Source organism: Streptomyces sp. NPDC101194, assembly GCF_044767885.1.
In the GTDB taxonomy this organism is placed as follows: domain Bacteria; phylum Actinomycetota; class Actinomycetes; order Streptomycetales; family Streptomycetaceae; genus Streptomyces.
Map to the genome: position 1 here is coordinate 200,827 of NZ_JBIWOS010000009.1, position 12,733 is coordinate 213,559.

At 69.1% G+C, this 12,733-nt stretch carries 12 protein-coding genes; 7 read left to right on the top strand and 5 right to left on the bottom strand.

The genetic code is table 11. The features are described from left to right. Positions 1-75 precede the first annotated feature (75 nt). Together purB and mug are read left to right on the top strand one after the other, a co-directional pair. The gene (gene purB / locus ACIRP2_RS29365; protein WP_404255448.1) at positions 76-1,518 is read left to right on the top strand and encodes an adenylosuccinate lyase; all 1,443 of its coding nucleotides are present in this window, start codon (positions 76-78) and stop codon (positions 1,516-1,518) included. Between the two features lie 19 nt (positions 1,519-1,537). Beyond that, on the top strand, positions 1,538-2,101 hold the full coding sequence (gene mug, locus ACIRP2_RS29370; protein ID WP_404255450.1) for a G/U mismatch-specific DNA glycosylase: 564 nt from the start codon (positions 1,538-1,540) through the stop codon (positions 2,099-2,101). A 156-nt stretch (positions 2,102-2,257) separates the two neighbouring features. On the opposite strand, the gene ACIRP2_RS29375 is transcribed toward mug, so the two are convergent. The 3 genes from ACIRP2_RS29375 to ACIRP2_RS29385 form a co-directional block, all read right to left on the bottom strand. Next, positions 2,258-2,701: a hypothetical protein gene (locus ACIRP2_RS29375; RefSeq protein ID WP_404255452.1), complete on the bottom strand. Its 444-nt coding sequence runs from the start codon at positions 2,699-2,701 to the stop codon at positions 2,258-2,260. 275 nt (positions 2,702-2,976) lie between these two features. Next, positions 2,977-3,714, bottom strand: a complete 738-nt coding sequence (locus ACIRP2_RS29380) for an ABC transporter permease (protein ID WP_404255454.1) — start codon at positions 3,712-3,714, stop codon at positions 2,977-2,979. Between the two features lie 2 nt (positions 3,715-3,716). Then, positions 3,717-4,655: an ABC transporter ATP-binding protein gene (locus ACIRP2_RS29385; protein ID WP_404255456.1), complete on the bottom strand. Its 939-nt coding sequence runs from the start codon at positions 4,653-4,655 to the stop codon at positions 3,717-3,719. A 108-nt stretch (positions 4,656-4,763) separates the two neighbouring features. On the opposite strand from ACIRP2_RS29385, the gene ACIRP2_RS29390 reads away from it, so the two are divergent. The 3 genes from ACIRP2_RS29390 (at position 4,764) to ACIRP2_RS29400 (ending at position 8,002) form a co-directional block, all read left to right on the top strand. Beyond that, positions 4,764-5,945 carry a sensor histidine kinase gene (locus ACIRP2_RS29390; protein WP_404255458.1) on the top strand — a complete coding sequence of 394 codons (1,182 nt, stop codon included), beginning with the start codon at positions 4,764-4,766 and terminating at the stop codon, positions 5,943-5,945. Between the two features lie 148 nt (positions 5,946-6,093). Continuing rightward, a complete protein-coding gene (locus tag ACIRP2_RS29395) occupies positions 6,094-6,744 on the top strand; it encodes a response regulator (RefSeq protein WP_404255460.1) in 651 nt (216 codons plus the stop codon). Between the two features lie 100 nt (positions 6,745-6,844). After that, complete coding sequence (locus ACIRP2_RS29400; RefSeq protein WP_404255462.1) at positions 6,845-8,002, top strand: ROK family protein; 1,158 nt, start codon at positions 6,845-6,847, stop codon at positions 8,000-8,002. A 49-nt stretch (positions 8,003-8,051) separates the two neighbouring features. Here the strand turns inward: ACIRP2_RS29400 and ACIRP2_RS29405 are convergent, their stop codons facing one another. Both ACIRP2_RS29405 and ACIRP2_RS29410 read right to left on the bottom strand, forming a co-directional pair. Beyond that, complete coding sequence (locus ACIRP2_RS29405; protein ID WP_404255464.1) at positions 8,052-8,819, bottom strand: GntR family transcriptional regulator; 768 nt, start codon at positions 8,817-8,819, stop codon at positions 8,052-8,054. Between the two features lie 308 nt (positions 8,820-9,127). Next, positions 9,128-10,012 (bottom strand): RNA polymerase sigma-70 factor, encoded by an 885-nt coding sequence (locus tag ACIRP2_RS29410; protein ID WP_404255466.1) that lies wholly within the window; start codon positions 10,010-10,012, stop codon positions 9,128-9,130. 154 nt (positions 10,013-10,166) lie between these two features. Here ACIRP2_RS29410 and ACIRP2_RS29415 point away from each other — a divergent pair, with 154 nt between their 5' ends. Then, complete coding sequence (locus tag ACIRP2_RS29415; RefSeq protein WP_404255468.1) at positions 10,167-11,000, top strand: alpha/beta fold hydrolase; 834 nt, start codon at positions 10,167-10,169, stop codon at positions 10,998-11,000. Between the two features lie 118 nt (positions 11,001-11,118). After that, a complete protein-coding gene (locus ACIRP2_RS29420; RefSeq protein WP_404255470.1) occupies positions 11,119-12,699 on the top strand; it encodes an alkaline phosphatase D family protein in 1,581 nt (526 codons plus the stop codon). Positions 12,700-12,733 lie beyond the last annotated feature (34 nt).

Here is a 12,733-nt window from a genome sequence, read left to right on the forward strand (position 1 = left end):
CCAGGAGCCTCTGACCTGGACCTTATGGACTGGACGCTCACGAACCGCTGAAGACGACAGGTAAACTCTGGACACGTGACTGCTGTGTCTGCGAAGCCTCGCATCCCCAATGTCCTGGCCGGCCGCTACGCCTCCACGGAGCTGGCCGTCCTCTGGTCCCCCGAGCAGAAGGTGAAGCTGGAGCGTCAGCTGTGGCTGGCGGTGCTGCGCGCTCAGAAGGACCTCGGGATCGAGGTGCCCGACGCCGCCCTCACCGATTACGAACGTGTCGTCGACCAGGTCGACCTGGCCTCGATCGCCGAGCGCGAGAAGGTCACCCGCCACGACGTCAAGGCCCGGATCGAGGAGTTCAACGCCCTCGCCGGACACGAGCAGGTCCACAAGGGCATGACCTCCCGGGACCTCACCGAGAACGTCGAACAGCTCCAGATCCGTCTCTCCCTGGAGCTGATGCGCGACCGCACCGTGGCGGTGCTGGCCCGGCTCGGCAAGCTGGCCGGCGAGTACCGCGAGCTGGTGATGGCAGGCCGTTCCCACAACGTCGCCGCGCAGGCGACCACGCTCGGCAAGCGCTTCGCGACTGCGGCGGACGAACTCCTGGTCGCCTACGGGCGGCTCGACGACCTGCTGGGCCGCTACCCGTTGCGTGGCATCAAGGGCCCCGTGGGCACGGCCCAGGACATGCTCGATCTGCTGGGCGGCGACGCCGGAAAGCTCGCCGACCTCGAACAGCGCATCGCCGGACACCTCGGCTTCGCGCAGGCCTTCACGTCGGTCGGTCAGGTCTACCCGCGCTCGCTCGACTACGACGTCGTGACGGCACTGGTGCAGCTGGCCGCGGCCCCCTCCTCGGTCGCGAAGACGATCCGTCTCATGGCCGGGCACGAGCTGGTGACCGAGGGCTTCAAGCCGGGTCAGGTCGGTTCGTCCGCGATGCCGCACAAGATGAACACCCGCTCCTGCGAGCGTGTCAACGGCCTGATGGTCATCCTGCGCGGCTACGCGTCGATGACCGGCGAGCTCGCCGGCGATCAGTGGAACGAGGGCGACGTGTCCTGCTCCGTGGTCCGCCGGGTGGCACTCCCGGACGCGTTCTTCGCGTTCGACGGTCTGTTGGAGACCTTCCTGACAGTGCTCGACGAGTTCGGGGCGTTCCCGGCCGTCGTCGCCCGCGAGCTCGACCGCTACCTGCCGTTCCTCGCCACGACCAAGGTCCTGATGGGCGCGGTGCGCGCCGGTGTGGGCCGAGAGGTCGCCCACGAGGCGATCAAGGAGAACGCTGTCGCCTCGGCCCTGGCCATGCGCGAGCAGGGCGCCGAGCGCAATGAACTGCTCGACAAGCTGGCTGCCGACGACCGCATCCCGTTGGACCGCGCGCAGCTGGACGCGCTGATGGCCGACAAGCTCTCCTTCACCGGAGCGGCGGGTGACCAGGTCACCGTACTGATCTCTCGCATCGAGGAGATCACCAAGCAGCACCCCGAGGCCGCCGGGTACACACCCGGCTCCATCCTCTGACGCCCGGCGCCACAGCCGGATGACCGCCGAAGAGCTCCGGGCCGCCCGCGACCGCACCGTTCCCGATGTGGTCGCGGGCGGCCTGCGCGTGCTGTTCTGCGGGATCAACCCGAGCCTGATGACCGGGGCGACGGGCCACCACTTCGCCCACCCCGGCAACCGCTTCTGGCCCGTACTCCACCGGTCCGGCTTCACCCCACGGCAATTGAAACCGGCAGAGCAGACCGAACTCGTTCGCTACGGCCTGGGCATCACCAACGTGGTCGCCCGCGCCACCGCACGAGCGGACGAGCTGTCCACCGACGAGTTCCGCGAGGGCGGACGGATCCTCGCCGCCAAGGTGGCGGAGTTGCGGCCGCAGTGGCTGGCGGTCGTGGGGGTCACCGCGTACCGCACGGCCTTCGGCAGGCGAACCGCCCGCATCGGTTTGCAGGACCACACGATCGCCGCCACCCGCGTCTGGGTCCTCCCCAACCCCAGTGGCCTGAATGCTCACTGGACGGTCCAGACGATGGCGGAGGAATTCGGACGGCTCCGCGCCTCCGTCGAACACGACGGCACCGACATCACTGCGGAGACCTGACGCCCCGGGCGCCTGCACAGCGGCTTGCCCCCGTGTCCCCCCTGTCCTCGTGGCCGTGTGTCCGGCCCGTGACAAGGGACCGGCCCCGGGCTGGACACCGCAGAGGATTGCGGGCTGTCGGCACTCCGTATCGGATCAGCGGGCCGGCTCACATCATCACGGCGGATCGATCTCCGTCACCACAACGCTCAACTCGCAGCCAGGGCCTTCCTCCTCCAGGCAGAGCCCCATGGCGACCCATCGGTCCTCGATCCGCCAGAGCTCAAGGTGCTCGCAGCCCGCCACCGTCTCGGCCCATGCCTCCGAAATCTCCTCGCCGGCCATCATCCGCTCCTGCACACTCCACAGACTGATCGTCTGTGGCTCACCCCAGCGGCTGGTGAGCAGCGTCAGCAGCACGTCGTGCTCCGCGAGGCACTGGGCCCGGTGTTCCAGGCGCCCCACCTCGTCCTCGTCGTCGTCCCAGTGATCGGCGTCCGCGTGCAGGGATGCTGTGTGATAGCCGGGCCCGCTGACTCCCGAGTCCGACCGGATGCGCTCCGCGGGAAAGTTCCGGGTGCGCATCCCGTCGATGAGGCGGAGGTGATGTGCGGTGGTCATGCCGCCAGTAAACCGCCCGGCACTGACAAACCGCTTCCCTCACGCACTCTGAGTGGCTTTCAGCCACCTCGCTCCGTCGTCGAGGACGAGGTCATGGCACCGGGCGGTCCGGCGCCAAGGGCTGCCCCGTCATCCCTGGTGGATCAGCTCGCGGCGTCGGATGCAGTGCATCGCAGGACGGAGGGATGTTCGCATACCGGATGCACGCGGACGTTTCGGCAACGCGGCGTGGTCCCGTAGCCGTAGCGCGTGGCCGCCAGGGGGCGGGACAGCCCTCAAGCGTCCCTGCGTCTGATCGCCCACCAGCCCGCCAGAAGGGCGGCCGCCGCCCATGCCGCGGTCACCGCGAGTCCGCTCCACGGTCCGAGGCTGCCCATGGCGTTCTGGTGGAGCACCAACTGTCCTGCTCTGTCCGGCAGATACTGCGCCACACCGCTTGAGACGTCACCCACCACGAAGGAGACGATGAGCACGAACGGGATGAGCAGGCTGAGCACAGCTACGGCGCTGCGCATCAGTACCGCCAGTCCGGCCGCGAACAGGGCCATCAGGGTCAGATAGATCCCCCCTCCGAATGCCGCCCTCAGGGCACCCGGCTCCCCGAGGCCGATCGCGTACTCTCCCATGAACAGCTGCCCCACCAGGAAGGCGCCGAAGCTGGTGACAAGGCCTACCACGAGCGCCGATGCACCGACGAGCGTCATCTTGGCCGTGTAGAAGACATTGCGGCGCGGCACGGCGGCAAGCGATACCCGCAGGGCGCCATTGAGGTACTCGGACGAGATCGCGGTTGCTCCGAAGCTGATGGCCGCGATCTGTCCGAAGTTCAGCGCGGAGAACGCGTTGAAAATCAGATCGGCATCCGTCTTCTCCGCCTCGGTTCGACCGGCGATGGACAACGCGAGCACGGTCATGGCGAGTGTCGCCACAAGGACCGCTGTCAAGGATCCGGTGACCGATCGTACCGATCTGATCTTGATCCACTCGGATCGCAGCACTGCTGTGGTCGACATGGTCACGACTCCTGACGGTTGTGGGCCGGGTTCACCACGGACACGAAGTCCATGGCATCGGCGGTGAGGTCGAGGTATGCCTGCTCCAACGTGTTCTGTTCGTCGCCGAGTTCAAGGATGGTGATCCCTTCGGACGCGGCTGTCGCACCGATCTCCCCGGCCTTCGCGCCTTCGACGGTCCAACTCCCGTCTTCACTCTGCACAGGCTCATATCCTTTGCGGACCAGGACATCGCGCAGCCGAACGGACTCGGTCGTACGCACGCGCACCCGGGGCCTGCTGCGCGCGTCCAGGAATTCCCGCATCGGCAGATCGGCGAGCAGTCTCCCCCTGCCGAGAACCACCAGGTGGTCGGCGAACGACGACGTCTCGTTCATCAGGTGACTGGACACCAGGACCGTGCGGCCCTCTCGGGCCAACCGCTTCAGCAGCTCGCGGATCCAGATGATGCCTTCCGGATCGAGTCCGTTGGACGGCTCGTCGAGCATCACGACCTCCGGGTCCCCGAGGAGGGCCGCCGCTATGCCCAACCGCTGTCGCATACCGAGGGAGAACGTCTTGATGCGCGCTCCCGCGACCTGGCCGAGGCCTGCCTCCTCCAGAACCTCCTCGACTCTGCGCGCACCCATCCCGTTGCTGACCGCGAGAGCCAGCAGGTGGTTCCGCGCGGTACGCGAACCGTGGGCAGCCTGTGCGTCGAGCAGGGCGCCCACGCGGCGCAGCGGCTCGGCCAGCGTCGCGTAGGGCCTTCCACCGATCGTGGCGGTGCCACCGGTGGGCCGGTCCAGGCCGAGAACGAGTCGCATGGTGGTCGACTTGCCGGCGCCGTTGGGGCCGAGGAAGCCGGTGACTCGGCCGGGGCGCACACTGAACGTGAGGCTGTCCACGGCGCGGGTCGTGCCGTATTCCTTGGTGAGCTCATGGACGTCGATGCTGGTCATGTCCTCAGCCTCGCGGTCCCGCCGGGTGCCCGGCCTCCCCCGGCGGTGTGGATCACCTCCCCCGCACGGGGGAGCCGCCGGTCCCGTGCGAGCTGACACGATGACAGCATGTTCCGCCTCCTCCGCCCGTTGAGCTCCTCCGTCACCTACACCCGGTGGCTGCATCTCCTCGTTCCGGCAGCGGTCTACAGCGTGTGGCTCTTCATCTCCATGGACTCACCGTGGGTACCCATGGTCTTCGCCGTGCCGGTGGGTCTGCTGCCCGGCATGCGGCTGGCGGAAGGTGTTCAGGCCCAACTCCTGCTCACGCCCGAGGAGCGGGGTGCGCCCGATGCCGCAATCTCCGCAACCGCCGCGACCACCTGGGCGGATCGCTGGCGAACCGTGTTGTGGCTGGAGATACGACTGCTGCTCGCCGCCGTCGTGGGGTCGGCGACGGTGTGGTTGCCGGCAACCGCGGTCGATCTCGTCCTCGGCGGTTCCGGGACCGGCACGAGCGACCAATGGCTGGTCCGCGGAGTGGAGCCGCACTGGTGGTACGCGCTGCTCGCACCTCTGCCCATAGTGGTGCTGTTGACCATGGTCGTGGCGAGCGGCGAGCTGATCACCGCGACCGCCCGTCGGCTCCTCGGCCCCTCACCGGTCCAGCGGTTGACCGCTCTGGAGGAGCGCACCGAACAGCTGCTGGAGCGCAACCGCATCGCGCGCGAGTTGCACGACTCGATCGGGCACGCGTTGACTGTCGCGGTGGTGCAGGCAGGTGCGGCCCGGGCAGCTCGCGACCCGGAGTTCACCGAGCGGGCTCTGACCGCGATCGAGGAGACCGGCAGGGACGCGCTCGACGATCTGGAGCGCGTTCTGCGGGTGCTGCGGGAATCGGGAACCCCGGTGGGCCAGCGGCCGACGCTCGCCGAAGCCGACCGGCTCCTGGACTCCGCGCGCGGTTCAGGGGCGAAGATCGACGCGGACGTGTCCGGTCGGCTGGAACAGGTTCCCGGAGCGATCTCCCGTGAGGGGTATCGCATCCTTCAGGAATCCCTCACCAACGTGCTGCGTCACTCCGGGGCCGTACCCGTTCGTGTACGGATCAGCGTCGCGAACGGACGGTTGGAGCTGGAGGTGACCAATCCGATCACTGAATCGACGAGCACGCCAGGTGGTGGCAGCGGGTTGCGGGGCATCCGCGAGCGCGCCGCGCTGCTGGGCGGAAACGCCAAGTCGGGTCCGCACAAAGGCGAATGGAGGGTTCATGCGAGTCTTCCGCTGAACGGGACACGGGGCGTCCCGTAGTCTCTGGCCGATCCGCGCGCCGTCGGACGCGTGGGGAGAGGCATCCTCGTACCAGGTGTGTTCGGGCGATCCGACTGCACGGCGAGGAACCGCAGCCGTCGTCGTCCGCCCGTCCGGGCTTGGGAGCCGGCCCCTATAGGCTGACCGGATGCCGGTTACCGTTCTTCTGGTCGACGACGAACCTCTCGTTCGCGCGGGGCTGCGTGCGGTGCTCGAGGCCCAGCCCGACATCGAGGTGGTGGGCGAGGCGGGCGACGGTGCCGCGGTGATTCCCTTGCTGCGTCGGCTGCGCCCCGATGTGGTGGCCATGGACGTCAGGATGCCGCTGATGGACGGCATCGAGGCGACCCGGGTGGTACTGCGGACCGTACCGGATCCACCGAAGATCCTGGTGGTCACCACCTTCGAGAACGATGAGTACGTCTACGAGGCGCTCCGGGCCGGAGCGGACGGCTTTCTCCTCAAACGTGCCCGGCCCGCAGAGATCGTGCACGCGGTGCGACTGGTCGCGGAGGGCGAGTCGTTGTTGTTCCCGGCCGCTGTCCGGCAACTGGCCGCGGAGTACGGAACGAGCAAGGCACGGGCAGTCATGGAGCAGGCTTCGCTCACCGAGCGGGAGGCTGCCGTGCTGCGGCTGATGGCCCGCGGGCTGTCGAATGCCGAGATCGCCGCGAAGCTCGTGATCGGCGTCGAGACGGTGAAGACCCATGTCAGCGCCGTACTCGCCAAGTTGGGTGCGAGGGATCGCACGCAAGCGGTGATCGCCGCGTACGAGTCCGGCTTCGTCGCTCCGGGCTGATCACCGCCACGTCCGCAGACGCGTTGCCGCCCGCGGTCGCCCTGCACCCGGGCAGCGAGTACCATCCGCCTGACATGCGCACGAGCTGGGAGGACACACCGTGGGCCGGCTGACCGGTGGGGATCCGTCACTGCTGCGACGGATCAATTCCGCGGTGGTACTGCACGCCCTCCGAGGCGCCGACTCCCCCACCCTCACGGATCTGACCCGGATCACCGGTCTGTCCCGGCCGACGGTCGAGGGAGTCATGGAGGGGCTCTTCGAGGCCGGACTGGTCGTGGAGTCGGTGCCCGACGAGAGTGGAACGCGTCGCCAGGGGCGGCCGGCCCGCCGGTTCCGGTTCCGTGCCGAGGCCGGGCACCTGCTCGGCATCGAGATCGGTCCGCACCGGATCTCGGCACTGCTGTCGGGGCTGGACGGCCGAATCATCGGGGCGGGCTCCCGCGAGGTTTCGGAGACGGCCTGCGCAGACGACCGTCTCGACAAGGTCAGGACCGTGGTCGCCGATGTTCTGCGGCGGACCGGCGTGCCCCGGAGCAGTCTGCGCGCGGTCGGGGTCGGCAGCCCTGGCATCGTGGAAGCCGACGGAACCGTACGGCTGGGCACCGCGCTGCCGGGCTGGACAGGTCTGGCGCTGGGTGAGCGGCTCAGGCGCTCCTTCCGCTGCCCCGTCCTCGTGGAGAACGACGCCAATGCCGCGGCGGTCGCGGAGCACTGGAAGGGGGCGGCCACCGAGTCCGACGACATCGTGTTCGTCCTGGCGGGGCTGAGCCCGGGCGCCGGATCGCTGATCGGCGGGCGGCTGCACCGCGGTTTCGGCGGCGCGGCCGGTGAGATCGGCGCGCTGCATCTCCTCGGCCGCGAGGCGACGCCGGAGAAGCTTCTGTCGACGACGGACACGCCGTTGGATCCGTTGGACGAGCCCGCGGTCGCCGCGGTGTTCGCGAAAGCCCGGCATGGCGATGTCCGGGCGCAGGCGGCGGTCGAGCGGTTCATTCAGCGTCTGGTGCACGATGTCGCCGCGCTGGCGCTGGCGCTGGACCCGGAGCTGGTGGTGATCGGCGGCTGGGCCGCCGGGTTGGACGGTGTCCTGGACCCGCTCCGCCGCGAGCTGGCCCGGTACTGTCTTCGGCCGCCGCGGGTCACCCTCTCGCTGCTCGGCGAGGCGGCCGTGGCCACGGGCGCCCTGCGGCTGGCTCTCGACCACGCCGAGGAACAGCTCTTCGCGGTGGAGGGAACGGTGACGGCCCGCCGCTGAGCGCGACGGGCCGTACGTGTGCATCACGGATCAAAGGAGCCGACAGGACTCAGGATGCCTGGCGTTCCTCGTTGTGATGGCTGATCTCCAGGTCGCCCGAATCGCCGAAGGTGAGCCGGCACGTGTCGGCCCGATAGGTGGCGACGGAGAGTGCCGCCGTGCCACCGGCCGCGAGGTAGCGGGTGGTGACGACAAGAACGGGGGCGCCGGGAAGCCGGTCCAGCTCCTTGGCGTCGTCCACGCGCGCCGAGCCGAGCTCCACCGAACGGTCCTGGCCCTCGAGTCCGAGACGGTGCAGTTCGCGCAGGACGCTGCGGGCCCGGGCAGGGCCGGAGGGGGCGTCGATCGCGGAGAGGTCGGGCACGGACGCCGACGGGACGTACAGGAGTTCCGCCGCGACCGCCTGTCCGTGAGTGACCCGGATCCGGCGCACGATGTGCACCGGCTCGTCGGGCTCGACGTCGAGCGCCGCCACCACGGACGCCGGTGCGACCGCCGTCGTGCAGTCCACCGGCTGCCAAGCCTCGCCGGTGCCGCCACCGGACCAGTCCCGTTGTGCCGTGGAGACCGCGACCCCGACGCGCGGCGGGGCGACGGTGGTCCCGACGCCGCGGCGACGCTGGAGCCTGCCTTCGAGTTCGAGCTGCTCCAGGGCCTGCCGGAGCGTGGCTCGGGCGACTCCGAACCGGGCGGCGAGCTCGCGCTCGTTGGGCAGGATCTCGCCCACCGCAAAGTCCGAGTCGAGTGCCTCACTGAGCACGGTCTTGAGGTGCCAGTACTTCGGCTCCTGCACCGTTTCCAGCTGCGTGGTCCCCACCCTGTCCTCCGCAATCGCCCAGCGGCTTTTCCGCGACGTTATTTATTAAAGGTTCCTGTCTTAACGTTGAGACCATAGGACGGCACACCCCCTTGGTCAAGACCAATCCTCCATCGGTCACGCAGCGAAACGGACCTCTGCCGCAGAGCGTTCACAGGACGTTCGTGGTGCCGTGAGCAGCCCGCAGCACAACGCATCACAGCCGGACGGGCGGCGGGGCTCCGGGCAGGGACGGCAAGGTGCTCCTGTCGGGTGGACCGGAGGGCATCACTTCGATTGCGAGCGCGACGAAAGGGCGGGGGTTCCGGCTACTCCGCGGCCAGACCGATGAGCTTGTCGGGGTTACGCACGATGTATACGGACTGAATGAGCCCGTTCCTGATGTCCACCTGGAAGACGGAGTCGGGCTTTCCACCCGAGAGCACCAGGAGACCCGGCCCGCCGTTGAGCTCCAGCAACCGGAAGTCGGGGTCCGGGATCCGACCGTGGGCGACGGCGAACAGGAAACGGCCGACCTTGTCGGCGCTCTCGATGATCCGCAGCGGCGCCTTGGACTTTCCGCCGCTGTCCCCGACGAGCCGCACATCGGGTGCCAGCAGTGCCAGCAGCTCCTGGATGTCGCCACCCGCCGCCGCGGCGAGGAACCGCTCCGTGAGGTCGCGGCGCCGGGCCGGGTCGACGTCGTAACGCGGTTTGCGCTCATCGACGTGGCGCCGCGCACGTCCCGCGAGCTGGCGCACCGCCGCCTCGGACCGTTCCAGTACGACGGCGATCTCGGCATAGGGGAAGCCGAACGCCTCGCGCAGGACGAAGACGGCCCGTTCCAACGGTGACAACGACTCGAGAACGACCAGCACGGCGACCGATACCGAGTCGGCGAGGACGGCCTGTTCCGCGGTATCCGCAACGGCCGGTCCGAAGTCGGTCACAAGGGGCTCCGGCAGCCACGGCCCGACGTACGACTCACGCCGCGACCGCACCTGTCGCAGCCGGTCGACGGCAAGCCGGGTGACGATCCGCACCAGAAAGGCACGCGGTTCCCGTACGTCCTCGCGCGAGGCGGACGACCAGCGCAGCCACGCCTCCTGCACCACGTCCTCGGCGTCGGCGATCCCGCCCAGCATGCGGTAGGCGACCCCGACGAGCACGGGACGGTGGCCCTCGAAGACGTCGGTCGCGGTGTCGGCTGTCACCCCTCCATCCCAGCCGACGTGTGACACCGTGTCCAGCGCGAATCGCCCTGCCCCCTTGAACTGCAGTCTACCGAGCGGTAATTGTTATTGACGAGACGTCTAAGTCGCCCTCGCGCATGACTCATTCATGCCGGATCACCCCGGGAGCAGCAGCATGGCCACCATGGTCTCGTTCGGCGTCGACTCATCGCGGGGGCCCCGCACCGTGTCCGTGGCGTATGAACGGAGCGGCTGCGGAGAGCCGTTGCTCCTGCTGCACGGGATCGGACACCACCGTCAGGCCTGGGATCCGGTGCTGTCCGCCCTCACCGCGGAACGGGATGTGGTTGCCGTGGACCTCCCGGGTTTCGGCGCCTCCCCGGGGCTGCCCGACGGTGTTCCGTACGATCTGGCGAACGTGGTCCCTGTGCTCGGTGCGTTCTGCAAGTCCGTCGGCCTGGACCGGCCCCACGTCGCGGGCAATTCGCTCGGCGGGCTGCTGGCACTGGAATTGGGCAGAAAGAAGCTCGTGCGGTCGGTGACGGCCCTGTCGCCCGCCGGGTTCTGGACAAAGAGCGAGCGCCGCTATGCGTTCGCAACGCTGCGGGCGATGCGGCGGGGCGCGCTGTCGATGCCGATACCGGTGATCGAGCGGCTCTCACGCAGTGCGGCCGGACGTGCGGCCCTGACCAGCACCATCTATGCACGGCCCGGCCGCCGTTCATCCGGTGCGGTGGTGGCCGAGACCATCGCCCTGCGTGAGGCGACCGGATTCCATCAGACGCTTGACGTCGGCCGGAGTGTCACGTTCACCGACGATGTGCCGGGGCTGCCCGTGACCGTCGCCTGGGGCAGCCGGGACCGGCTTCTGCTGCGCCGTCAGGGAATCAGGGCCAAGCACACCATCCCCGGTGCCCGACTGATCCGGCTGCCGGGCTGCGGACATGTTCCGATGAACGACGACCCGGCGCTCGTGGCACGCGTTGTTCTCGACACCAGCCGCCGCTGAGTCCGGCCGCGGCCGGGTGTTCATCTGAGGTTGGTGTGCGCGCCGCCGACGGCAACGAGGGTGGGGGCGCTCGACCAGCCACCCGTCGTCCGCCGAACATTGCCCCGGAGGCGCCTCGATGTCGTACCGTCCGCGTATTCCGTCCCTCGACCGCCGCGGTGTGCTGCGCGGTTCACTCGCCGCCTCGACCGCGCTCGCGCTCCCCTTGGCGGGCGCCGCGGCCCCCGCCTTCGCCCTGTCCGGCCGCCCGCGCGCCGCCTGGGGTGTGCAGGTCGGCGACGTCACCGCGTCGTCCGCGCTGGTCTGGGTCCGGTCGGACCGCCCGGCCCGGATGGTCGTGGAGACGTCGGCGACGGAGTCCTTCCGCCGGTCCCGTACGTGGCACGGCCCCGTGGTCGGTTCCGGCACCGACTTCACCGGGACCACGCCGCTCTACGGGCTGCCGCCGGGCGAGCAGGTGCACTATCGGGTGACACTGACCGACCCCGGGGACCCCCGCCGCAGCGGCGAGCCGGTGTACGGAACCTTCCGGACCGCGCCCGCCCGCCGCCGGGACGGAGTGCGTTTCCTGTGGTCCGGCGATATCGCCGGTCAGGGCTGGGGCATCAACCCGGACATCGGAGGCTATGTGGTGTACGACGAGATGCGCCGCCTGGACCCGGACTTCTTTCTGTGCAGTGGTGACAACATCTACGCGGACGGGGTGATCGAGCCGAGCGTGCCCCTGCCCGACGGGCGTGTGTGGCGCAATGTCACCACGCAGGAGAAGTCGAAGGTCGCCGAGACCCTTGCCGAGTACCGCGGAAACTTCCGCTACAACCTGCTCGACCACAATCTCCGCGAGTTCAACGCGCAGGTGCCCTCGATCATTCAGTGGGACGACCACGAGGTACGCAACAACTGGTATCCCGGGCAGATCCTCGACGACCCCCGCTACACCGAGAAGAACGTCGACGTGCTGGCGTCCCGGTCGATGCGGGCATTCCGCGAGTACTTCCCGGTGTCCACACTGCGTGCCTCGTCGGACGAGGGCCGGATGCACCGCGTGGTACGGCACGGACCGCTGCTCGACGTGTTCGTCCTCGACATGCGGTCCTTCCGGAACGCCAACTCCCCAGGCCGGCAGCCCGACGACACCACCGGCATCCTCGGTGCCCAGCAGCTCCGCTGGCTCAAGGACGAGCTGTCGCGGTCCCGCGCGGTGTGGAAGGTGATCGCCGCGGACATGCCGCTCGGACTGTTGGTCACCGACGGCGCCACGGACTTCGAAGCCGTTGCCCAGGGCGATCCCGGAGCGCCGCTCGGCCGTGAGCTCCAGATCGCTGAGCTGCTCCGCCACATCAAGCACCGGCGGATCACCGGCACGGTCTGGCTGACGGCCGATGTGCACTACACATCGGCGCAGCACTACGAGCCCGAGCGTGCGGCGTTCAAGGACTTCGCGCCGTTCTGGGAGTTCGTGTCCGGACCGCTGGCGGCCGGTCAGTTCCCGGCCAACGCGCTCGATGCGACGTTCGGTCCCGACCAGGTCTTCGTGCGGGCACCCGACCGCGCGAACGTGTCGCCGATGGAGTCTCCGCAGTTCTTCGGCGAGGTCGACATCGACGGCGACAGCGGCGAGTTGACCGTCCGGCTGCGGGCCCAGGGCGGTTCCGTGCTGTTCAGCAAGGTGTTGCAGCCAGGACGCGTCGGACAGTGAACCTGCCCACCGGCAATCGGCCCCGCACAGTGGG